Annotated in this window: 22 protein-coding genes and 1 riboswitch; of the genes, 15 read left to right on the top strand and 7 right to left on the bottom strand. The window is 69.3% G+C overall.

Going from position 1 to position 22,663, the window contains the following annotated elements; all coding sequences use genetic code 11:
- Positions 1-20 precede the first annotated feature (20 nt).
- The 4 genes from qcrB to ctaE all read right to left on the bottom strand — a co-directional run bounded on the left by qcrB (position 21) and on the right by ctaE (position 4,354).
- A complete protein-coding gene (gene qcrB / locus ACQR3U_RS12320; protein ID WP_230810256.1) occupies positions 21-1,682 on the bottom strand; it encodes a cytochrome bc1 complex cytochrome b subunit in 1,662 nt (553 codons plus the stop codon).
- The gene (gene qcrA, locus ACQR3U_RS12315) at positions 1,679-2,806 is read right to left on the bottom strand and encodes a cytochrome bc1 complex Rieske iron-sulfur subunit (RefSeq protein WP_006550010.1); all 1,128 of its coding nucleotides are present in this window, start codon (positions 2,804-2,806) and stop codon (positions 1,679-1,681) included. Before qcrA ends, qcrB begins: the two co-directional genes overlap by 4 nt.
- Positions 2,803-3,639 (bottom strand): cytochrome bc1 complex diheme cytochrome c subunit, encoded by an 837-nt coding sequence (gene qcrC, locus ACQR3U_RS12310; RefSeq protein WP_230810286.1) that lies wholly within the window; start codon positions 3,637-3,639, stop codon positions 2,803-2,805. Before qcrC ends, qcrA begins: the two co-directional genes overlap by 4 nt.
- 100 nt (positions 3,640-3,739) lie before the next feature.
- Entirely contained in the window at positions 3,740-4,354 is a 615-nt protein-coding gene (ctaE, locus tag ACQR3U_RS12305; RefSeq protein WP_006550008.1) for an aa3-type cytochrome oxidase subunit III, read from the bottom strand.
- Positions 4,355-4,528: 174 nt separating this feature from the next.
- Here ctaE and ACQR3U_RS12300 point away from each other — a divergent pair, with 174 nt between their 5' ends.
- Complete coding sequence (locus tag ACQR3U_RS12300; RefSeq protein WP_230810257.1) at positions 4,529-4,984, top strand: hypothetical protein; 456 nt, start codon at positions 4,529-4,531, stop codon at positions 4,982-4,984.
- Between the two features lie 63 nt (positions 4,985-5,047).
- Positions 5,048-6,127 (top strand): anthranilate phosphoribosyltransferase, encoded by a 1,080-nt coding sequence (gene trpD, locus ACQR3U_RS12295; protein ID WP_019289774.1) that lies wholly within the window; start codon positions 5,048-5,050, stop codon positions 6,125-6,127.
- Positions 6,128-6,210: 83 nt separating this feature from the next.
- Here the strand turns inward: trpD and ACQR3U_RS12290 are convergent, their stop codons facing one another.
- On the bottom strand, positions 6,211-6,486 hold the full coding sequence (locus ACQR3U_RS12290) for an Lrp/AsnC family transcriptional regulator (protein ID WP_230810258.1): 276 nt from the start codon (positions 6,484-6,486) through the stop codon (positions 6,211-6,213).
- A 32-nt stretch (positions 6,487-6,518) separates the two neighbouring features.
- Positions 6,519-8,267: a DEDD exonuclease domain-containing protein gene (locus tag ACQR3U_RS12285; protein WP_230810259.1), complete on the bottom strand. Its 1,749-nt coding sequence runs from the start codon at positions 8,265-8,267 to the stop codon at positions 6,519-6,521.
- A 449-nt stretch (positions 8,268-8,716) separates the two neighbouring features.
- A riboswitch (cyclic di-AMP (ydaO/yuaA leader) is annotated at positions 8,717-8,881 on the top strand.
- A 15-nt stretch (positions 8,882-8,896) separates the two neighbouring features.
- Here ACQR3U_RS12285 and ACQR3U_RS12280 point away from each other — a divergent pair.
- The 12 genes from ACQR3U_RS12280 to ACQR3U_RS12225 all read left to right on the top strand — a co-directional run bounded on the left by ACQR3U_RS12280 (position 8,897) and on the right by ACQR3U_RS12225 (position 19,990).
- Complete coding sequence (locus ACQR3U_RS12280) at positions 8,897-9,478, top strand: C40 family peptidase (RefSeq protein WP_024101293.1); 582 nt, start codon at positions 8,897-8,899, stop codon at positions 9,476-9,478.
- A 297-nt stretch (positions 9,479-9,775) separates the two neighbouring features.
- A complete protein-coding gene (locus tag ACQR3U_RS12275; protein WP_006554173.1) occupies positions 9,776-10,819 on the top strand; it encodes an NlpC/P60 family protein in 1,044 nt (347 codons plus the stop codon).
- 76 nt (positions 10,820-10,895) lie between these two features.
- Entirely contained in the window at positions 10,896-12,236 is a 1,341-nt protein-coding gene (locus ACQR3U_RS12270; protein WP_230810260.1) for a hypothetical protein, read from the top strand.
- Between the two features lie 89 nt (positions 12,237-12,325).
- A complete protein-coding gene (locus ACQR3U_RS12265) occupies positions 12,326-13,495 on the top strand; it encodes a glycosyltransferase family 4 protein (RefSeq protein ID WP_230810261.1) in 1,170 nt (389 codons plus the stop codon).
- Between the two features lie 39 nt (positions 13,496-13,534).
- On the top strand, positions 13,535-13,924 hold the full coding sequence (locus ACQR3U_RS12260; protein WP_230810262.1) for a polyketide cyclase / dehydrase and lipid transport: 390 nt from the start codon (positions 13,535-13,537) through the stop codon (positions 13,922-13,924).
- A 113-nt stretch (positions 13,925-14,037) separates the two neighbouring features.
- Positions 14,038-14,475, top strand: coding sequence for an SRPBCC family protein (locus ACQR3U_RS12255; protein ID WP_006554169.1), 438 nt, complete (start codon positions 14,038-14,040; stop codon positions 14,473-14,475).
- Positions 14,476-14,498: 23 nt separating this feature from the next.
- Positions 14,499-15,707, top strand: a complete 1,209-nt coding sequence (locus ACQR3U_RS12250) for an ArsA family ATPase (RefSeq protein WP_006554168.1) — start codon at positions 14,499-14,501, stop codon at positions 15,705-15,707.
- A complete protein-coding gene (locus ACQR3U_RS12245) occupies positions 15,695-16,117 on the top strand; it encodes a hypothetical protein (RefSeq protein WP_039585177.1) in 423 nt (140 codons plus the stop codon). The genes ACQR3U_RS12250 and ACQR3U_RS12245 overlap by 13 nt, the downstream gene beginning before the upstream one ends.
- Complete coding sequence (locus tag ACQR3U_RS12240; protein ID WP_006554166.1) at positions 16,114-17,091, top strand: ROK family glucokinase; 978 nt, start codon at positions 16,114-16,116, stop codon at positions 17,089-17,091. The genes ACQR3U_RS12245 and ACQR3U_RS12240 overlap by 4 nt, the downstream gene beginning before the upstream one ends.
- Before the next feature lie 177 nt (positions 17,092-17,268).
- Positions 17,269-18,054, top strand: coding sequence for a lysophospholipid acyltransferase family protein (locus ACQR3U_RS12235; RefSeq protein WP_006554165.1), 786 nt, complete (start codon positions 17,269-17,271; stop codon positions 18,052-18,054).
- Positions 18,055-18,058: 4 nt separating this feature from the next.
- Complete coding sequence (locus tag ACQR3U_RS12230) at positions 18,059-18,550, top strand: polyadenylate-specific 3'-exoribonuclease AS (protein WP_006554164.1); 492 nt, start codon at positions 18,059-18,061, stop codon at positions 18,548-18,550.
- A 54-nt stretch (positions 18,551-18,604) separates the two neighbouring features.
- Positions 18,605-19,990, top strand: a complete 1,386-nt coding sequence (locus ACQR3U_RS12225) for a class II 3-deoxy-7-phosphoheptulonate synthase (RefSeq protein ID WP_230810263.1) — start codon at positions 18,605-18,607, stop codon at positions 19,988-19,990.
- Positions 19,991-20,058: 68 nt separating this feature from the next.
- Here the strand turns inward: ACQR3U_RS12225 and pknB are convergent, their stop codons facing one another.
- Positions 20,059-22,101 (bottom strand): Stk1 family PASTA domain-containing Ser/Thr kinase, encoded by a 2,043-nt coding sequence (gene pknB, locus ACQR3U_RS12220; RefSeq protein WP_121209173.1) that lies wholly within the window; start codon positions 22,099-22,101, stop codon positions 20,059-20,061.
- A gap of 182 nt (positions 22,102-22,283) precedes the next feature.
- Between pknB and ACQR3U_RS12215 the strand changes: the two genes are divergently transcribed.
- A complete protein-coding gene (locus tag ACQR3U_RS12215) occupies positions 22,284-22,655 on the top strand; it encodes an Rv2175c family DNA-binding protein (protein ID WP_024101284.1) in 372 nt (123 codons plus the stop codon).
- Positions 22,656-22,663: the final 8 nt, after the last annotated feature.

The following is a 22,663-nucleotide window of genomic DNA, read 5'->3' as shown; positions in this document are numbered from 1 at the left end:
TTACGAGCCGCTGATGCGGATCAGTGCTGCGACTTGTCGGGCAGCTGGGCTGCGCCGTCTCCGTTGCCGTGGACGCGCTCCTGGTACTCGCGGAGCGTGTTCCGCAGCTCGAGCTCGGCCTCGTGGTGGGCGGCCTCGAGAGCGGCGGCCTCGTCGGCCGGGTCCGGGCTCCACCAGCTGCCGGAGCCGGGCTTGCCGGCGGTGCCGAGCTTGTTCATCCGCTTCGGAACCGGGGCGGCCTGGTACTCCAGCGGAATCGGGTGGCCGTGCTCGTCCACCGGGCCGAGCGGCTGGTGGATCTCGATGTACTCGCCGGTCGGCAGGCGACGGACGATGCCCGTCTCGATGCCGTGCTCGAGCACCTGACGGTCGCTGCGCTGCAGACCCAGGCAGAACCGGTACGCGATGTAGTAGGCGAGCGGCGGGAGCAGGACGAGACCGATGCGGCCCATCCAGGTCGTCGCGTTGATCGAGATGTCGAACTTGTACGCGATGATGTCGTTGACACACATGATCGTGGCGACGGCGTAGAACGCCAGGGCCATGAACCCGATGCCGGTGCGGACCGGCACGTCGCGCGGACGCTGCAGCAGGTTGTGGTGTGCGTCGTCCTTCGTGAACTTCTTCTCGATCCACGGGTAGACCGTGAGCACGACGAACACCAGGCCCATGATCAGCGCGATCCAGAACGGCTGTGGGATCGTGTACCGGCCGAACAGGTACAGCTCCCAGGCGGGCCAGATACGGGCCATGCCGTCCGTCCACATCATGTAGATGTCGGGCTGCGAGCCGGCGGACACATGCGACGGGTTGTACGGGCCGATGTTCCAGACCGGGTTGATCTGCAGCAGGCCGGACATCAGGGCGAGCACCGCGAAGGTCATCGCGAAGAGAGCACCCGACTTGACGGCGAAGACCGGGAGGATACGAACGCCGACGACGTTCTGCTCCGTGCGGCCGGGGCCGGGGAACTGCGTGTGCTTCTGGTACCAGACCAGCGCGAGGTGCGCGGCGATCAGGGCCAGGATGATGCCCGGGACGAGCAGCACGTGCAGGACGTAGAAGCGCGGGATGATCAGCTCACCCGGGAAGTCGCCACCGAAGATCGCCCAGTGCATCCACGAACCGATGATCGGGATCGAGAGCGTGATGCCCGAGAACGCGGCGCGGAGGCCGGTGCCCGAGAGCAGGTCGTCGGGGAGGGAGTAACCGAAGAAGCCTTCGAACATCGCCAGGATGAGCAGCAGCGAGCCGATCACCCAGTTGGCCTCACGCGGACGCCGGAACGCACCGGTGAAGAACACGCGCAGCAGGTGGACGACGATCGACGCTGCGAACATCAGTGCTGCCCAGTGGTGGATCTGTCGCACGAACAGACCACCGCGGACCTCGAAGGAGAGGTTCAGGGTCGTCTCGTAGGCGCGGGACATACCCACACCGCGCAGCGGCGTGTAGACGCCCTCGTAGATGACGTGCGCCATCGAGGGGTCGAAGAACAGGGTGAGGAAGATACCCGAGATCAACAGGATGACGAAGCTGTAGAGCGCGATCTCACCCAGGAGGAAGGACCAGTGGGTGGGGAACACCTTGTTGATCTGGCGGCGGATGCCCGCGGACAGGTGGTAGCGAGAATCGAGATTCTCGCCGATCTGTGCGGCGCGGGACGGGGTTGCAGTACTCACGGGCGACGCTCCCAGAATGCCGGGCCGAGTGCCTCGATGAAGTCACCGTTGGCGACCAGGAAGCCCTCTTCGTTCACTGTAATCGGAAGCTGCGGCAGTGCGCGAGCAGCGGGACCGAAAATCGGCTTGCCGTACTCCAGCGCATCGAACTGCGACTGGTGGCACGGGCACAGGATGCGGTGCGTCTGCTGCTCGTAGAGCGAGGTCGGGCAGCCGAGGTGCGTGCAGATCTTCGAGTACGCGAAGTAGTCGCCGTAGTTGAAGCTCTCCTGGCCCTTGCGCTTGACGACACGCTCGGTGTCCTCGGTGCGCAGGCGGATGAGCATGACGGCGTTGCGGATGCCGCGCAGGCTCTGCAGCAGAGCGTGGTCGTCACCGCGATCGGACTCGCGGAACGGGAACACCGTCTCCATACCGCCGGCGTCGAGGTCCTCCGGGCGCACCAGGACGATGTCCTGGGGGCGGCCGGTGTCGCGACGCAGGTAGATGGTCTCGCCGGGGTAGCGCGGAGTCCAGCCCGACACCCACAGCGACGACTGGTCACCCTCGGCCCACGGATTCTTGATCAGGCCGCCGAGCGGCATGATCAGACCGAGGCCGAGCGCGCCACCACCGAAGATCGCGGTGCGCTTGATCAGCTTACGGCGCGGCAGGGTGGACGTCTCGAGCGAGTCGGAGAGCTCGGCGACGATCGTCTTGCGATCGACCTCGGGCGAGCCGCCGTCGTGCCGATCCTGGATCGACACCTCCTCGGGGATGAACTTCTTGGTGAACTGCACCGCGCCCACGCCGATGCCGAGGATGGACAGACCCAGGGTCAGTCCGAGCATCGGGGTGTAGAGGCTGTACCAGCCGTAGTTCTCGTCGCCGATGCCCTGGTACTCCCATGGCCAGAACAGGTAGATCGCGATGAACGCGACACCCGCGATGCCCGCGAGGGCGAACCAGAAAGCGACGTTGCGCTCGGCCCGCTTCTCGGCACGCGTGCCTTCGACGGGCCAGCGATCCTTGCGGAACGCGACGTCGACGCCGTCGAGGTTCGTGCCGAGCGTGACGAGATCGTCCCGGCTCATCCGGTCGAGATCTTCGACCGTGTGCTTGTTCGGCGTTTCGCCGCCACTCATGACCTTGCTCCGATCCACAGTGCAGCGCCGACGACGGCGACCATGCCGACGACCCACATGGTCGGCCCTTCGGCACCGGGGCCGAAGCCGCCGAGCCCGTAGCCACCCGGGTCTCTCGTCTCACTGGCGGACTTGATGTACGCGATGATGTCCTTCTTCTCCTCGATCGTCAGCTGACGATCGGAGAACTTCGGCATGTTCTGGGGGCCGGTGAGCATCGCGGTGTAGATCTGCTGCTCGTTGGCCGGATCCAGGTTCGGTGCGAACTTGCCGGACGAGAGCGCGCCGCCGCGTCCGGTGAAGTTGTGGCAGGACGCGCAGTTCTGGCGGAAGAGCTCCGAACCGCGTCCGATGTCGTTGCCGCGCAGTGACGACTGGGCGATCTCGCCGTTCTCGTCGCGGATGACCGTCGGGCCTCCACCGTTGGCCTGGATGTACGCGCCGAGCGCGTCGGTCTGCGCAGCGTCGAACTTCGGGTCCTTGCGGAGGGCCTGGGCCTCGTTGCGCATCATCGGCATGCGGCCCGAGGAGACCTGGAAGTAGACGGCGGCCTCGCCGACACCGATGAGGCTGGGACCGCGGTCCTGGACGCCCTGAAGATTGACACCGTGGCAGGTCACGCAGGAGGTCTCGTAGAGCTGCTGACCCTCGCGGATCAGAGCGCTCTGGTCGTCCTGCGCTGTAGCCACCTGCGGGGCAGGTGTCAGTGCGGAGGCGATGAAGCCTGCGCTGAGGAGACCGAGCGCAAGGACCAACGCTCCGGTGACGCGCCGGCGCATCTTGCGCTGGCGGCGGGACTTCGCAGCATCGGCTGCAGAGGATCGACCGGGCATGTCACCCTCGGAGGCGAGAGGTGGGGATGAACTCATCTGTATCCCTTTTTTTATGTCGGGACGGACTGGACGTCAGGGGGCTGCCTGGGCGTTCAGCTGGCTAACGGATGAAATAAATCGTGGCAAACAGCGCGATCCAAACGATGTCGACGAAGTGCCAGTAATACGAAACGACGATGGCCGCAGTGGCCTGCGCAGGCGTGAACTTGCTGACCTTCGTGCGGAACAGCAGGAACACGAATGCGATGAGGCCGCCGATGACGTGCAGGCCGTGGAAACCGGTGGTCATGTAGAACACCGAGCCGTACACGCTGCCGGGGATGGTCGTGCCGTCCTTCACCAGGGTGATGTACTCGTAGCCCTGACCGAGCACGAAGAAGGTGCCCATGCCGAGGGTGATGATGTACCACCGTCGCAGGCCGAAGACGTCGCCGCGCTCGGCGGCGAAGACGCCCAGCTGGCAGGTGAAGGAAGAAGCGATCAGCACCATGGTGATCGGTACCGCCAACCACAGGTTCAAGTGGGTGGGCGGGGGCGGCCACATGCCCTCCGGGGCCTGTGCCCGTGCCACGAAGTACATGGCGAAGAGCCCTGCGAAAAACATGAGCTCACTGGACAACCACACGATGGTGCCGACGCTGACCAGGTTGGGCCGGTTCAACGAGTGCACGCGCTGTGTGATTGCAGATCCTGAAGTCCCTACTGCGCTCGTCACGCTGGCTAGTATGACCCGTCGTAGTACGTCTTGGGCAATCGGGGCCGAAATCGGCGCGTCCGTGCAGGTCCCGGACCTGTATTTCTCCAGGTGGGCACTCGGTGGCGGGTGCTCGGAGGGGTGTCACACGGGACATTTCGGAGGGTCGCGGAGGTCACGTGCGATCGTGGTGACATGAGTACCGGAAAGGGTGTTCGGGGGTGGCTGCGTTCCCTGATCGGTCGGCGCAGCGAACCGCTCGACGCGAACCGGCCCGACCTGGTCGTGGTCGTCTCGTCCTTCGACGACGCGGAGGCGTGTTCGACGGCGCTCGAGCGTGCCGCCCAGGCGACACCTGTGTGGCAGGCCGAGGACGAGGCGGTTCTGCGGCACCACCTCGCCCTGCCCGCCGACAGGGTGGACCGGGCGGCGGAACTGGCCGGGCAGGACGGCTACGTCGTGGCCGGGACCGGCGACGGGAACGTCCCAGCCGCGGCCGTCGCGGGCGCCTCGGTGATCCTGCAGCGCGTGCAGGTCCTCGATGCACTGCACTGTGCGCAGGAGAAGTCGCGCATGGCCTCGCTCGCCCAGCGGCTCGGTGGAACGGCCCTGGGATGGGACGCTCTGCAACCGCAGGATTCCGCTGGCTAAGCTGACCGGTCGGAGGGCACGCCGGTGCCCGGTGAGGAGCGAGATGCGGCGAGGGCAGGTGCGATGAACGCGACGCGAGACGCGGACGAGGTGACGCAGAACTGGCCCTCCGTCCTGGGAGTGCTCACGGCCGGGCAGAACCTGTCCGCCGCGGAGGCGCGATGGGCGATGAGCGAGATCTTCTCCGACAACGCCACTCCCGCTCAGATCGCGGCCTTCGGTGTCGCTCTGAAGATGAAGGGCGAGACACCCGAGGAGGTGCGGGCACTCGCCGACACGATGCTCGACTACGCCCGGTTGGTCCCGGTCGACGGTGACGTGGTCGACGTCGTGGGCACCGGTGGCGACCGGGCGAACACCGTCAACATCTCCACGATGGCCTCGCTGGTCGTCGCCGCAGCGGGTATTCGCGTGGTCAAACACGGCAACCGCGCCGCCTCGTCCAAGAGCGGCGGCGCCGACGTGCTCGAAGCGCTCGGAGTGCACATCGATCTCGGACCCGACGAGGTGGCCCGCTCGGTCGCCGAGGCCGGGATCGGATTCTGCTTCGCGCCGGTCTACCACCCGGCGCTGCGTTTCGCGGCCGCACCGCGCAAGCAGATCGGCATCCCGACGGTCTTCAACGTCCTCGGCCCGCTCACCAATCCGGCCCGCCCGAGCGCCGGCCTGATCGGGTGCGCCTTCGAACCGCTCGTCCCGACCGTCGCCGGTGTGCTCGCGCAGCGCGGCAATTCGGCGCTCGTCGTCCGAGGCGACGACGGTCTCGACGAACTGACCACCTCCACGACCTCGCGCGTGCACGTCGTCCACGGCGGCGAGGTCCGGGTCGTGACGCTCGATCCGCGCGATCTCGGTATCGAACGGGTTCCGCTCGAGGCACTCCGCGGAGGCGACGCCACGGAGAACGCGGCGATCGCGCGGGCGATGCTGGCGGGGGAGACAGGGCCGGTGCGCGATGCCGTGCTCCTCAACGCCGCCGGGGCAATCGCGGCTTTCCGGGGCGTCGACGGCGTTCTCGAGGATGCCCTCACGGCCGGGCTCGAGACGGCGGCAGAGGCGATCGACAGCGGCCGGGCCACGGCCGTCCTGGAGCAGTGGGCCGAGGTCACCACGCGGCTGGGTGCCGGTTCCGGACACAAATGACCGGAGAAGAATAAGGACACACGAACGACGGGCCCGCACTGCATCGGTGCGGGCCCGGCGGTCGTCGGTGGTGCTGCGGGGTGTCAGTTCCCGATCGAGAAACCGGCCTCGACGTCGGCGCTCGAGTACGACTGGAATGCGATGTGGGTGACGGTCTTCGTCACGCCGCCGATCTTGTTGATGCCCCGGGTGACGACCTCCGCGATCTTCTCGTGGTCGCGGACCCGGACCACGGCCACGAGGTCGACGTCGCCCGCGCAGGAGTACACCGTGTCGACACCGTCGAGGTCGGCCACCGCTTGCGCGGTCTCGGGGATACGGTTCGCCTCGGCATCGATCAGGACGATCGCGTTGATCATGGGGTCTCCTTCAACCTTCCTCGGGGATTGCATCAGCCTAAGCGGTGCGGGTCGTCGGCGGAGAGGAGCCTGCGGACCGCGCGGGCGTCGCGGGCGAGCTCGGCCCACGTGCTCCACCGGCCCGCACCCCGTGTCGGTTCGCACCAGCCCTCGCTCGCCCGGACGATGCGGATGCCCTCGCCGTCGAGCCAACGTGCGACCAGACCGATCTCCTCCGGGGGCGCGCCCCGGAGCGGGCCGGGTGACGGCCGCACCGTCTCGGCCGCGGCGACGATCGCCTCGACGACGGGCATCGGGCGCACACCGCGCGGTGCCACTCCGGCGGACGCGAGACGACCGGCGCGCACGACGGCGAACTCCCACCCGCCCTCGGCCCGCGGTCGCGCGGCGACGAGTTCGTCGACGGCCGCCAGCGCCGCGAGGCGTTGCGTGCGCCGCAGCGCGACGAGGGCGGCGGCGAGGCGGTCGCGGAGGCGGGCGGCGTTCTCGAACAGCTGGTCGCGCACGAGGGCGTCGAGTCGCTGCTGCGCCGATTCGACGGCGTCGTCGGCGGTTCCGCGGACGACCGCGCGCGCACGCTCGACCTGGGCTGCGTAGGCGGAGGCGTCCTGGACCCCGAAGGCGGCTGCGGCGCAGCCCCCGACCGCGACGGGCGGGCAGCGGTCGCCGTGGCGGGCCGTACGGCCGATCCTGCGCGTGCACGTGCGCAGACCGCACATCTCCGCGAGCAGTGCCGCGACATCCGCGGCGTCGGCGCGCACCGAGAACGGGCCGACCGAGTCGGGTCCGGGGGTGCGGCTCACGGCGAGGCGCGGGAACGCCTCGTCGGTGAGGATGATCCACCAACCGCGCATCGGATATTTCGACCGGCGGTTGTAGGGAGGGGTGTGGGCCGCGATCAACCGGAGTTCGCGGACGCCGGCCTCGAGCCCGTGGGCGCATTCGACGTGATCGATGCGTGTGGTGAGCGCGACCATCTCGCGCAACCGCGGTCGCGTCTCGGAGCCCGTGAAATAGGTACGGACACGCCGGTGCAGGTCGACCGCCGTGCCGACGTACAGCACCTCGTCCGACGGGCCGCGGAACATGTAGACACCCGGTTTGCGCGGCAGATGCGCGGCGAGTGCGCGTTTGGCCCTCTGCTCGGCGGTGACCACCGGCATATAGTCGCGCAGTTCGGTGAGGCTGTGGACGCCCTGGTTGCCGACCCGTTCGATGAGGGCGTGCAGGACGTCCACGGTGGCGCGTGCGTCGTCCAGGGCGCGGTGGGTGGGCACGGTGGAGACCCGGAACAGTTCGGCCAGCGCGGACAGCTTCACCGACGGCGCTTCGTCGCGTCCGAGGACGCGGCGGGCCAGCTTGACGGTGCACAGCACCTGGAAGCGGGGCCACGCGAGTTCGCACTGCGCCGTGGCCGCCTCGAGGAAGCCGACGTCGAATCCGGCGTTGTGTGCGACGAGCACCGCTCCGGACGCGAATTCCAGGAAGGCGGGCAGCACCTCCTCGACCTTGGGCGCCGCATAGACCATCGCGGTGGTGATGCCGGTGAGCTGCACGATGTACGGGGGGATGGGTCGCCCCGGATCGACGAGGGTCGCGAACTCGCCGAGCACCTCGCCCCCGCGGATCTTCACCGCGCCGATCTCTGTGATGGCGTCCTCGGCTGCCTTCCCGCCGGTCGTCTCGAGGTCGACGACGACGAAGGTGGTCTCGCGCAGCGGAGTGTCGAGCTCGTCGAAACCGAGTTGCACGCCGAGGGCGGATGGTTGCGGCGAGGTCATTCGGCAGAGCCTAGGAAGCGTCACCGACACGCCGTCGAGCGGGCTTCGGAGCGGGGTTCGGAGCACGGGGAGACGAGGATCACACTGCGTTCTTTTCGGCTCGATGAAGGGTAAACGGAGGCCGGAGAACAGACCGATCGGCCTCCGGGAACGACAATCCGGCGAATCGGGCGCATCGCCTCGTCGACGGTCGATGAGTCAGCGTGCCCTGACCTGGTTCTTCCGGAAGGAACTCGGGTGAAACGGGCGCCGGGCCTCTCCCGAGCGGAGGTGCGCCGGACAGTGGCCGTTACCGCGCCGTTATCGGACCGTGGCCCCGCGACGGCATTCCTCCAGGGGTGGGCCGAGAAGGTCGGGTCGCACGGCAAGGCGGTCGACTTCACCGATGCCGTTTCGTAATCTTTTCGAGACCGAGCGGAGAGTTTCCGCCCCACCCCCGGGTCGGAGCCGCACGGTTACCGCCTAATCGCTTCTCCCGTCTGCGGGAGCGGTGAGCCGGGGACCCACACGTAGTACTCGGGGTGAATCCCCTCCGCTGCTCGCGGGGAGGGGTAGGGCTGATCTTCCGGCCCGAACCCGTCAGCTAACTCGGTCGGCGGGTGAACGGAAGAAACGGAGAACGTCCCCTCGTGGTTTCGAACAACAGCACGCGCACCGTCCGGCGCGCACTCGTCGCCGGTGCCATTGCTCTCGGAGCAGTCACCGTCTCGGCCGGCCCGGCGATGGCCGAGCCGATCAACATTCCCGGTGTCGGAACGTTCGACCTCCCGGCCGGTGTGACCGTGCCGCCGGAGATCGCCAACATCGTTCCGCCGGCCCCCGAGGCCGCCCCCGCGCCTCAGTCCGGTTCCTTCACCGCCCCCTTCAGCTCTGTCGGCCAGCGCGCTGCCGACGCCGCGCAGTCGAAGATCGGTGCCCCCTACGTCTACGGCGCTGCCGGCCCGAGCTCCTTCGACTGCTCGGGTCTCGTGCAGTGGGCCTACAAGCAGGCCGGTCTGAGCGTGCCGCGCACCAGCTACGAGCAGGCCTCCGCCGGTGCCCCGGTGGACGTCGCGGCTCTGCAGCCCGGGGACGTCGTGTCGTTCTACGGCGGCAGCCACACCGGCATCTACATCGGCGGCGGCAACATCGTGCACGCCTCCACCTCGAGCCAGCCGGTCAAGATCGCACCGCTGAACTCGATGCCCGTCGACGGCGCCCGTCGCTTCTGATCGGTCGGCGCCCGTCGCTTCCGATCGGTCGGCGCCCGTCGCTTCCGATCGGCTGAGCACCCCCGCTCCAGCGCCGACGCACTGCCCGAGGAGGGTGGGTCCGGTACGTACCGGACCCACCCTCCTCGGGTGTCTGCACGTCCTTTCCGATGCAGGAACTGCTTGCACAAATGACCGCTGCGTGGGAAGGCTACTCGCAGGTAGACACAAACCTATGCAATTCCGTAACCTGATCGAGACCTTTGGGAAAGGATGCGAGCCCACGTGGTTTCCGACAGGACGAAGCACCTCGTACGAGTGCAGGACAGGCGACGGACCGGCCGTCCGGCGCTCGTCGTAGCCCTCGTGATGATGGTCCTCGGTTTCACCCTGGCGCCGGCGACGGCGCAACCCGCAGGGGAGAGCCCGGCAGCACGCCTCGAGCACCTCGCGGATCTGTCGCGTCGCAGCGAACAGGCCACCGAGGCGTTGCACGCCGCCGGGGCGGATCTCGAAGCGAAGGTCGCTGCGCAGCACGAGGCCGAGGTGCGTGCCGGCCAGGCCGACGACGCGCTCGGCGCCGCTCGCGCCGAGATCGCCCGCTTCAAGCCCACCGTCGACAAGCTCGCGCGGGCCAACTACCGCGGTGCGCGCACCAACCGGCTGTTCGCCGTCATGGTGAGCGACTCGCCCCAGCAAATGCTCGACCAGATGGTCCTGCTCGACGTCCTGGGCGAGCAGACCTCGCGTGAGGTCGAGGGCTTCCGGGCGGCCACCGCCGCTGCGGCCGAGGCGGCCGTCGCCGCGCAGCATGCCGCCGACGAGGCGCGTGCCGCCGCCGAGCAGGCCCAGACCCTCCGCGACGAACTCCAGCGGCGACAGGCCGAACTCGAGGAGCAGATCGAAGGGGTCCTGAACGCCTTCGAGGCGCTGAGCGACGCGGAGAAGGCCGAACTCGCCGGCACTCCCTTCCCTCCGGGCCTCGACGCCGAGAAGATCCTGCAGCACCTCGTCCCCGGCAGCAACGGCGCCGCGCTCCGCGCCGCCCTGTCGCGGATCGGCTCGCCGTACGTGTGGGGCGCGACCGGCCCCGACCAGTTCGACTGCTCGGGACTCATGGTGTGGGCGTACAACCAGGTCGGCAAATCACTGCCCCGGTCGAGTCAGGCCCAGGCGCAGGGCGGCATCCCCGTCTCCCGCGACAATCTGCAGCCCGGCGACCTCGTGATCTTCTACGACGACGCCTCCCACGTCGGCATGTACGTCGGCGATGGCAACATGGTGCACGCGTCGACCTTCGGTGTGCCGGTGAAGGTGCAGTCGATCGATCGCTTCCCGTTCCACAGCGCCCGGCGGTACTGACCGGGTAGAGGCGGGATCGCAGCCGGTGGGCGAGGGCGTACGGGACCACCCTCGGACACCGACCTAGACTGACGCGGTGCCCGCGCGATCGTCCTTCACCGCCGGTACCCGCAAGTGGGAACGTCTCGGCCTGGCCGGACTCGTGGTCGCGCTGGTCACGGCAGGACTGCTGCTGGCCGTCGACCCGGTGGACACCGACGACGCCGACAGTCGGGTACGGGCCGAACTGCAGGTCGTGCTCGACGACTGGGCGCACGCCGTCCGGACCGGCGACGACGGGTCCCTCGCGGAGTTGATCGACGACGCGTCTCCGGAACTCCTCGACGCCGAACGGGAGCGGATCGCGGCGATCTCCGCCGTTCCCCTCGCCGATCTCGGCTACGAAGTCGCCTCCGAACCCGCGCTGCCCCTGCCGCCCGAGACGATCGCCCGGTTCGCGGCCGACGAGGTACGGGCGCACCGCGTCCACCTGCGGTACGCCGTGGACGGAATCGACGACATACCCACCCGGCGACCGGTGACCGTGCTGTTCGTCCACCGGCCGCAGGGCTGGCGGATCGCCGACGACGCACCCGATCTCGCCGGGGCGCAGACCGTCACCTGGCGAGGGCCCTGGGACCACGGCAGCCTCCACCTCGCGACCGCGCAGACCGAGGGTGGTCGCTCGCTCGTGATCGGACACCCGGACAACGCCGCCTTCGTCGACGACCTGGCAGGCGACCTGCCGTCGGTGGTCGAGGCTGTCGACGACCTTTGGGGCGATTCCTGGCCGCGACGCGCACTGGTGGTCGTGACGTCCTCACACGAAGAGTTCTCGCACCTCGTCGGGCCACGACACGACGGCGACGACATCGCGGCCGTCGCGGTCTCCGACGATGTCGACCACGAGCGCGGGATCGCCACCGGGCAGCGCATCGTCTTCAACCCGGCCGCGAGCGACCGGCTGGACGACACCTCCCGCCGGATCGTGCTCGCGCACGAGACGGTGCACGTCGCCGCACGCGCCGGCACCGTGGACGGCTCCCCGATGTGGGTCCTCGAGGGCTTCGCCGACTACGTCGGCCACCGCACGGCCGCGGAGGGCCTCGCCACCGGGCCGGTCGACGTGCAGCGGATCGCGCCGACGCTGACCCGGCAGGTACGGGCGTCGGGTGCACCGACGTCGCTGCCCGCCGACGGCGACTTCATCGGCGACCGGTCGACGCTCGCCTACGAGAGCTCCTGGTCGATCGCCGCGTACACCGCGGACCAGTTCGGACACGACACGCTCGTCTCCCTCTACCGCGCCCTCGCCGCGGGTCCCGTCACCGACGAACACCTCGACGACGTGCTCACAGACCTGCTCGGCGTCGACACCGCCGGCTTCGTGGGCGGTTGGGGTCGCTGGCTCGGAGAGCGCATCCGCGACATCCGCTGACCGGGACGGTCCGGGCCGGGCCCATCGGCACCGTCCGGAGCTCGGGACCCGTCGGCGCCTTCCCGTCGCGCTGCTTCTACGGTGGTCCCATGTCGCGGACCCTGCTGGTGACGAACGATTTCCCGCCCCGACCGGGGGGCATCCAGTCCTATCTGCACGCCTTCGCGAACCAGCTGCCGTCCGACGACCTGGTCGTCTACGCGCCGCGGTGGCGCGGCGACAGCCATGTGAAGTTCGACGCACGAGTCCCCTTCGAGGTCGTCCGTCATCCCACGACACTGATGCTGCCGACACCCGACGTCGCGCGACGGGCCACGCGGCTGCTCACCGAACACGACTGCGACACCGTCTGGTTCGGAGCGGCTGCACCGTTGGCGCTGCTGGCGCCCGTGCTGCGCCGCGCCGGCGCTCATCGCATCGTCGCCAGCACCCACGGCCACGAGGTGGGATGGTCGATGCTTCCCGCCGCCCGGCAGGCGCTGCGGCGGATCGGCGAGCACACCGACACCGTCACCTACGTCAGTCGTTACACGAGGGGGCGGTTCGCCTCGGCATTCGGCCCCGAAGCGGGTCTCGAACACCTGCCGTCCGGGGTGGACACCGACGTCTTCCGGCCCGATCCGGCGGCCCGCGCCGAACTGCGGGCACGTTACGGTCTCGGCGACCGGCCCACCGTGCTGTGTCTGTCGCGCCTGGTGCCGCGCAAGGGACAGGACGTGCTCATCCGCGCGCTGCCCGCGATCCGGAAGCGGATCGACGGTGCCGTCCTCGTCATCGTCGGCGGCGGACCGTACGAGTCGCGCCTGCGGGAGCTCGCGCGCCGCACGGATGTCGAGGAGCACGTCGTATTCACCGGCACCGTGCCGTCGGCCGAGCTCGCCGCGCACCACACCATCGCTGACGTGTTCGCGATGCCGTGCCGGACCCGCGGCGGCGGTCTCGACGTCGAGGGCCTGGGCATCGTGTACCTCGAGGCGTCCGCGACCGGGGTGCCCGTCGTGGCAGGCGGGTCGGGTGGTGCCCCGGAAACGGTGCGCGACGGTCGCACCGGCTACGTCGTCGACGGCACCTCCGTCACAGCCGTCGCGACCGCGGTGTCCGGTGTCCTCGCCGATCCCGATCGTGCCGCCGCGATGGGCGCGGCCGGTCGAGAGTGGGTCTCCAGCGATTGGAGATGGGACGTCCTGGGCGCAAGATTGCGCGGTTATCTCGACGCCTCGGCGCCCCCGAACGAGACGGTGACGCCGTCGGCGGGGTGACCGGACGGGCCGCCGACGCGATATGTGAAGCTGTTCTGCGTGAGCAGCATTCAGGTGGCGGACCAGACCTTCGTAGCGGCGCCTCCGGAGCGCATCGCCGAGGAGGTCGCGGCCCTCGATCGGTGGCGTGCATGGTGGCCCGATCTCGTACTGACCGTGCGGCAGGACCGAGTCGAGAAGGGCATCCGGTGGACGGTGTCGGGTCCGCTCGACGGAACGATGGAGGTGTGGATCGAGCCGGTTCTCGACGGCGCGGTGATCCACTACTTCCTGCACTGCGAGCCGGCCGGTGTCGCGCCCGAGCGGGTGGCGGGTCTCGACCTCGCGGGAATGAACCGTACGCGCCGGGTCCAAGGGAAGGTGATGACCTTCGACGTCAAGCAGCGTCTCGAGGCCGGTCGTCCGGCAGGTGAACCGCCTCGACACTGAAGCCACCGAAGGAGCGTCGTCCCGATACCGTTGTTCCCACGGTGTGTGATAGACCCTCGGGGCGGGACTGATCGGTGCACACCCGAGGGACCGAGAAAGGGAGCCGTCACCACATGGCCGAGAAGACGAAGAGGTCGATCACCATCGACGCGCCGGCCGAGCGTGTCATGGAGGTCATCGCAGATTTCGATGCCTATCCGACGTGGGTGTCGGCGGCGAAGACCGTGGAGGTCGTGGAACATCGTCCCGACGGCCGCGCCGAACGCGTGCGCTTCGTCCTCGACGCCGGCATCGTCAAGGACACCTACGTCCTGCGGTACAAGTGGGCGTCCGACAACCGTGCCGTGAGCTGGGAGCTCGAGAGCGGTGAGATCCAGAAGGCCCAGTCCGGTTCGTACGTGCTGACCGAGGCCCCCGGCGGCACCACGGTCGTCGACTACCAGCTCACCGTGGATCTCACGATCCCGATGATCGGTCTGTTCAAGCGCAAGGCGGAGAAGGTCATCACCGACACCGCGCTGAAGGAACTCAAGAAGCAGGTGGAGGGCTGAACGTCCGGCACGCCCCGGCCCGCGTGCGATGGTTCCTCGGAAAGGGCGGCGCCGGGAAGACGACCCTTGCCGCGGCCGAGGCGCTCGCGACCGCCCGTGCGGGAGAACCCGTGCTCGTCGTGTCCATCGACCGGGCGCACTCCCTCGGCGACGTGCTCGACCTGCCTCCGGCCACGAACCGGGACGCCGGCGCGACGGACATCCGCACCGTCGAGGACAACCTCGGCATGGTCGAGATCGACTCGCTGCAGCTGCTCCGCACGCGCTACGCGGTCCTCGCCTCGATGGCGGCGCTCGCCGGGACGCACGAGCACGCAGACCAGTTCGACCTGCCCGAGCCCGACGAACTGACCGGGCTTCCCGGCGTCGAGGAACTGCTCGTGCTCGCCGAGGTCGCGCGACTCGCGGACAGCGGACGGTGGGCTCTCGTCGTCGTCGACGCCCCGGCCTCCGCCGACGCCCTGCGCACCCTCACCGCGCCGCGCACGGTCTCCGATTCGCTGGAACGGATCTGGCCTCAGCACAGCCGGGTCGCGGCGGCCACCGGTCCGGACCCCCGCACGGGTGTCTTCGTCGCGCTGTTCGATCGGTTGCTGTCGGGGATCACCGCGGTACGCGACCTGCTCGACGATCGCGGACGCAGCGCCGCGGTGATCGTGGCGACGCCCGACCGCGCCGGTCGTGCCGAGCTCGCACGGGTGCGATCGTGGCTCGCCCTGTCCGGCATTCGCGTCGACGCGGTCGTCGTCAACGGCGTCGTCCCCGCGGTGGGCGGTTCGGGTGCGGCTGCACGGCTGCTGGCCGATCAACGGGCCGCGCACGAGGCGATCGTCGCCGAGATCGGGGCGGCCGTCACCGACGTTCCCGTGATCGTGTGCGAGCGCCGTGCTGCGGAGCCGGTAGGGTTGGCAGCTCTGGAGGAGCTCGCCACGGCGCTCCGCCGCGATGCACTCGTTCCCTCGTCGGAGACCGACGAGCCGGTCCGGGTGCAGCAAGAATCGGGAACGGGGGTGGAGTCGGTGTACGCGATGCGCATGTACCTGCCGCTCGCCGATCCCGCGTCCCTGACACTCGGACGGATCGGCGACGACCTCGTCGTCGGCGCCGACGGCATGCGACGCCGGGTGCGACTCGCCTCGGGGCTGCGGCGGTGCACCGTCTCCGATGCCGAGTTCGACGGAACCGATCTGGTGGTGCGATTCGTACCGGATCCGGCGGTGTGGCCGCTGTGAGGGACGACCACGAAGCCCTGATCTCCGAGTTGTTGTTGCTCGCCGACGCCGTGCTCGACCGCGTCGAGGGCACGGTGCAGCAGTTCGTCGCCGCGACCGGCGACGCGTCTGCTCATACCGCCCCCGATACCGCGACCGGTTCGACGGCGCCGGGTGACGCCGAGGCCGCGACCACCCCGAAGGGGTGCGCGTGGTGCCCGCTCTGTGCCGCCGCAGCCCTGGTTCGCGGCGAGAACCACGAACTGGTCAGCAGGCTGGCGTCGAAACTGGCGGCGTTGATCGCGTTGCTGCGGAAGTTCCTCGCGCAGTTCCTGCCCTCGACCGGTGGCGTCCCGCCCGAGCCGACCCCCGATCCGCCGACACGGGATCGTCCGGCCTTCGAGCCGATCTCCGTCAACCTCCGCACGTGAACACGCACGACCCCGGGCTCACGGTCGGGATCGACATCGGGGGCACGAGCATCCGCGCGGCAGCCGTCGACCGTAACGGCGACGTCGTCGACAGTGTGCGCACGCAGACGCCGTCCTCCGCGGTCGCCCTCGAGAACGCGCTGCACCGGCTCGTCGAGCATCTGCGTGAGCGCAACGACATCGGCGCGGTCGGGCTGGGGGTCGCGGGTTTCCTCACCGAGGACCGCACCACCGTGCGGTTCGCACCGCATCTGCCCTGGCGCGATACGCCGCTCGCCGAGACGCTCACCGAGCGCTTCGGGTTGCCGGTCGTTCTCGAACACGACGCCAATGCCGCGGCCTGGGCCGAGTACCGCTTCGGCGCCGCCGCGGGCAGCACGATCGCGGTGATGGTCGCGCTCGGAACGGGCATCGGCGCGGCCCTGCTGCTCGACGGCAGGATCTATCGCGGTGCCTACGGTGTGGCGCCCGAACTCGGTCACCTGCAGGTCGTGCCCGACGGGCGGCCCTGCCCGTGCGGCAAGCAGGGATGTTGGGAGAGGTATTGCAGCGGAACGGGTCTCGTGGACACGACCGTCGAGATGCTCGCGGCCGAACCCGGGCGGTCCGTTCTCGCGGGCGAGATCGCCTCGGATCCCGGATCGCTCACCGGCCGACGGGTCGCCGGTGCGGCCCACGACGGCGACCCCGTCGCTCTCGCGGCCTTCGACGATTTCGCCCGCAGGCTCGCGCTCGGACTGGCGCTCGTCGCCGACGTCTACGACCCCGAGCTCGTCGTCATCGGGGGAGGGGTCTCCGGTTCCGCGCCGTTGTTCCTCGACGCCGCGCGCGAGCACTACGCGGCCGTGACCACCGGCGCCGGCCATCGTCCTCTCGCGCGCGTCCGGGTCGCGCAGCTCGGCGACGCCGCCGGGCTCATCGGTGCCGCCGATCTCGCCCGATCCGCGATCGAAACCTCACGACCGCCGCTGTAGTCGAATTCCACTGGAGGTGAGATTCGCCGGAGGTGAGATTATCGTCACGTCGACGTTGAAAGGGTGGGGTCGAGCACTGGGGCGATGTGCGAGGGGCAGTCGCGTCGTCGTAGAGTCGACCGGCGGGCGGTGCTGCACCGATCCGTGTGGGGGATGATCGGATTCGGGAAGGATGCCATGTGGTACTGGCTGTTCAAGTACGCCCTCCTGGGGCCGCTGCTGTGGCTCATAGGACGTCCGAAGTTCGAAGGCGGCGAGAACATTCCGGCGCACGGACCGGCGATCCTGGCCAGTAACCACCGGGCCGTCCTCGACTCGTTCTACCTTCCCCTCCTCGTACGTCGGCGCATCACCTTCCTCGCGAAGAGTGAGTACTTCACCGGCACCGGACTCAAGGGCGCCTTCCAGCGCTGGTTCTTCTCGTCCGTCGGGCAGGTCCCCATCGACCGCACCGGCGCCGACGCCGCGCAGGATGCGCTCAACGCCGGGGTCCGGGTGCTCGGCCAGGGCAAGCTGCTCGGCATCTATCCCGAGGGCACCCGCTCACCCGACGGACGCCTCTACAAGGGCAAGACCGGCCTCGCGCGACTGGCGCTGGAGACCGGCGTCCCCGTGATCCCCGTCGCCATGATCGGCACCGACCGGATGAACCCCATCGGGTCGAAGATGTGGCGACCGGCGAAGATCACCGTCCGGATCGGTGAGCCCATCGACTTCTCCCGGTTCGAGGGCATGGGCGGAAACAGGTTCGTGGAGCGCACAGTCACCGACGAGGTCATGTACTCGCTCATGCAGCTGTCGGGCCAGGAGTACGTCGACATCTACGCCGCCTCCCTCAAGAACAAGGGCTCGGCGGACGAGTCGGGGGTCGGGGACACGGGCGCGTCGACGAACGGCAGTGCCGCGACCCCGCCGCAGGACGGTCCCGTCGCGGACCGCGTTCCCGACACGCGTGCCGGGTGAGCAGGTGCGCTACTTCTACGACTGCGAGTTCATCGAGGACGGACGCACGATCGAACTCGTCTCGATCGGTGTCGCCTGCGAGGACGGCCGCGAGTTCTACGCGGTGTCGACCGAGTTCGACCCGACCCGGGCCGGAGCCTGGGTGCGCCGCAACGTCCTCCCGAAGCTCCCGCCCCCGGCGCACCCCGCCTGGAAGTCGCGATCGAGGATCCGCGACGACTTGCTGAAGTTCCTCGTGCCACGACCGGGCATCCGGCCCGAACTGTGGGCGTGGATCGGAGCCTACGACCACGTCGTGCTCGTCCAGCTGTGGGGCACCATGCCCGAACTCCCGGACGTCCTGCCCCGCTTCACCCGCGAGCTCCGGCAGTATTGGGAGGACTCGGGCTCACCGCCCCTGCCCCCGGCGCCGGACGACAACCACGACGCCCTCGCCGACGCCCGCCACAACCTCGCAAAGTTCGAAGCGATCGAGGTTGCTCGCCGGTCGCGGTGACGCGGGTAACGGGGTGCTGCGCCGCTTCCGGCCGTCACGCCATATCCTGGACGGGTGAACTGGACTGTCGACGTGCCGATCGACCGCTTGCCCGAACTTCCCCCGTTGCCCGAGGAGCTGCGTACCAACCTCGACGCGGCGCTTGCAAAGCCGGCGCTGCAGCAGCCCAGCTGGCCCGAGGAACAGGCCGCGGCGATGCGCACCGTGCTCGAGAGCGTGCCTCCCATCACCGTGCCCCGCGAGGTCGAGGAGCTGCAGAACCAGCTCGCCGCCGTCGCTCGGGGTGAGGCCTTCCTCCTCCAGGGTGGCGACTGCGCCGAGACGTTCGCGGACAACACCGAGCCGCACATCAAGGGCAACATCCGCACGCTGCTGCAGATGGCGGTGGTGCTGACCTACGGTGCGTCGACGCCGGTCGTGAAGGTCGCGCGGATCGCCGGCCAGTACGCCAAGCCGCGTTCGTCCGACACCGACGCGCTCGGTCTGCCGTCCTACCGCGGCGATATGGTCAACTCGCTGGTCGCCGATGCCGAGGTGCGCAGGCACGATCCGTCGCGCCTCGTGCGCGCCTACGCGAACGCGAGCGCCGCGATGAACCTCGTGCGTGCCGTCACCGCCGCCGGTGAGGCCGACCTGCACCGCGTGCACGACTGGAACCGGGCCTTCGTCTCGGCCTCGCCCGCCGGTGCCCGCTACGAGGCGCTCGCCTCCGAGATCGATCGTGGTCTGCGATTCATGGACGCTTGCGGTGTCATCGACCCGAATCTGCGCGCGGCGACGATCTATGCCAGCCACGAGGCTCTCGTCCTCGACTACGAGCGCGCGATGCTGCGCCTCGACAACTCGGGCGACAAGCCGCGCCTGTACGACCTGTCGGCCCACTTCCTGTGGATCGGTGATCGCACCCGCCAGCTCGACGGCGCGCACATCGCGTTCGCGGAACTGCTGTCGAACCCGATCGGTCTGAAGATCGGTCCGTCGACCACCCCGGAGATGGCCGTCGAGTACGTCGAGCGCCTGGATCCGCACAACACGCCGGGCCGACTGACCCTGATCTCCCGGATGGGTCACTCGAAGGTCCGCGATCTGCTGCCCGGCATCATCGAGCGCGTCGAGGCCTCCGGTCACAAGGTGATCTGGCAGTGCGACCCGATGCACGGCAACACCCACGAGGCGTCCACCGGCTACAAGACCCGTCACTTCGACCGCATCGTCGACGAGGTGCAGGGCTTCTTCGAGGTGCATCGCGCGCTGGGCACGCATCCGGGTGGCATCCACGTCGAGCTCACCGGTGAGGACGTCACCGAGTGCCTCGGCGGTGCCCAGGACATCTCCGATCTCGACCTGCACGGTCGCTACGAGACGGCGTGCGATCCGCGGCTGAACACGCAGCAGTCGATCGAACTCGCGTTCCTGGTCGCGGAGATGCTCCGCGGTTGATCGCAGCGGAGATGCTCCGCGGTTGATCACAGCGGAGATGCTCCGCGGGTAGGGGACAGGCGGTCGGATCAGGGCAGTGCGGTCAGCGTGACCGTGCTGCCCTGTTCTGCTCTCCGCCCCGCCCCGGGATTCTGGCCGATCACGACCGAGCGGTCGGAGTCGCCGAGTTGCCGCACCTCGACCTCGAATCCGAGGCGGGTGAGCTCGTCGCGGGCCGAGCCCACCGAGCGTCCCAACATCGACGGCACCTTCACTGCATTGGATACAAGGAGGGTGACGGTTCCGCCGGCGCTGACGTCTTCGCCCTCCTCCGGGTCGGTGCCGATGACCCGCCCCTCGTCGACATCGGCGTCGAAGACCTCACGGATGTCCCCGACGGTCAGGCCTGCCTCGTCGAGGATGCGACGCGCCTCGTCGACCGGGCGCCCGGTCAGATCGGGCAGGGTCACGGGCGGCGATCCCTTGCTGATCACAAGCGCGACCTCGGACCCCACGGGCAGGACGGTGCCGGGCGCGGGGTCGAGCGCGGCCACTCCGCCCTCGGGCACCGTGGTGCTGAACGCGGTACCGCCCTCGACCGGTTCGAAGGTGCGGCTCCGCAGTTCGTCCTCGACGACGGATCTCTCACCGGCGCCGGGAATGGACGGGACGGTGGGTCTGCCGAGCGACACGAGCAACGCGATCGTGTCGCCGTCGGGCACACGTGAGCCCGCGGTGGGGTCGGTGCCGAGGACGGTGTCGACGGGAACGTCGTCGGAGTACTCGCCCCGGATCTCGCTGGACAATCCGGCCGCCTCGATCGCGGACACGGCCGCCGCCTTGTCGAGTCCCAGCACGGTCGGGACGTCGCTGAGCCGGCCGGCGCCGAGCCACCACCCGGCGATCCCCATGAACAACGCGAGCACGATGATCGCGGCGATCCAACCGGCGGCGGACCGGCGCTGACGGCGGCGGTCGACGGCGTAGTCGGGCGGGGGCGCCACCGGTTCGGTGTCGGGACGCGGATGGGTGCGGGTCGCGACCCGGGTCGGGTGCGGGCGCGTGGCCGGTGCATTCGGGCCGGGCGTGGCCGGCACGGCGGTCTGCACGGTCGTCGGAGCATGCGAGTTCGCGGCCGAGCCGGTAAGCACCGTCGTCGCCGGAGCAGGATCGGCAGGCCCGGAAGCGGCGCCGTCGATGGTGCGGGTCGGTGCCGCGGCATCGGGATCCACCACGGGTGGCGTCCGCACCGCGGATCGTCTCGGAGCCGGAACCCGGTAGCGGGGGAGATCGAGCGTGTCGCATATCTCGCCGAGCGCGACGGCCATCACCTGCGCGTCGGCGTAGCGTTCCGTCGGTTCGCGTTCGGTGGCCCGGCGGACGAAGGCGTCCAGTTCGGGAGGAACCCCGTCGATGGCCGAACTCGGATCCGGCACGTCCTTCTCCACGCGCTGGTACGCCACCGACAGGGACGTGTCGCCGGTGAAGGGAGTGCGGCCGGTGAGCATCTCGTACACGAGCACACCGGCGGAATAGACGTCGCTACGCGCGTCGGCGCTGCCGATGGTCACCTGCTCCGGAGACAGGTACGCCGCGGTGCCGAGGATCACGCTGCGCGAGGTGGTGGTCGCGGCGGCGACCGCCCGGACGAGCCCGAAGTCGGCGATCTTCACCTCACCGTTGCCGGAGATGAGGATGTTCTCGGGCTTGATGTCGCGGTGCACGAGACCCGCCCGGTGGGCGACGGCCAGGGCCCCGAGGACCGGTGCGGCCACGGCGGCCGCGGCGTGCGGCGGCATCGGCCCGCGTTCGCGCAGCAGCTCGCGCAGGGTGCCGCCCTCGACGAGCTCCATCACGAGGAAGACGTGATCGCCGTCCTGGCCCTGGTCGTAGACCGCGACGAGCCCGGGATGCGTCAATCGCGCGACGGATCTGGCCTCGAACTCGAACCGTGCCAGGAATTGGGGATCGGCCGCGAACTGCGGATCCATGATCTTCACGGCGACGGGACGGTCGAGACGCATGTCGGTGCCGCGGTAGACGGTCGACATGCCGCCCCGCGCGATCTGCGATTCGATGCGATAACGCCGGTCGAGCACGACGCCGACCAGTCGGTCGCCTCCAGCGGTCACCCGGTGTACCCCCGTGTCTCGTGCGTGATGGTGGGACGCCGGTACCCGGGCCTTCGAGGTATCGACGTGACGAAGCTCCGGCTCCGCGTGTGCGGAGCGATTTCGTCCCCGTCGATCGTAGCCAGCTCCCGTGGACGGTAGCCGCGTAGCTGCCGGCGCGGCCGCAGCGATAACGTGGTGGGGTGAGTGCAATCCCTTACTGCGACGACGTTCTCGACCGCTCCGTGCCCGTGGTGCAGCTCGTCGACGTGGCCAAGAGCCTCGGCGTCGCCACCTCCCGCGTACACCAGATGGTGCGCGACCGGCAGCTGCTGGCGTTCAAGCGCGACCGCGTGCCGGTCCTGCCCGAGGCCTTTCTCGACGAGGAAGGAAACGTTCTCAAGGGTCTTCCGGGCCTGATCGCGGTGCTACACGACGGCGGTTACGAGGACGACGAGATCCTGCGGTGGCTCTTCGCCGAGGACGATTCTCTTCCCGGTGGATGCCCTGTGGCCGCGATGCACACGCAGTCCGCGCGCGAGGTCGTGCGGCGGGCGCAGGCGCTCGCCTTCTGAGTCTCCGG

Source organism: Rhodococcus sp. IEGM1339 (assembly GCF_050321925.1).
Lineage (GTDB): Bacteria > Actinomycetota > Actinomycetes > Mycobacteriales > Mycobacteriaceae > Rhodococcus > Rhodococcus pyridinivorans.
The sequence above is the reverse complement of the archived record's forward strand: the minus strand, read 5'-3'. Positions and strand labels throughout refer to the sequence as shown.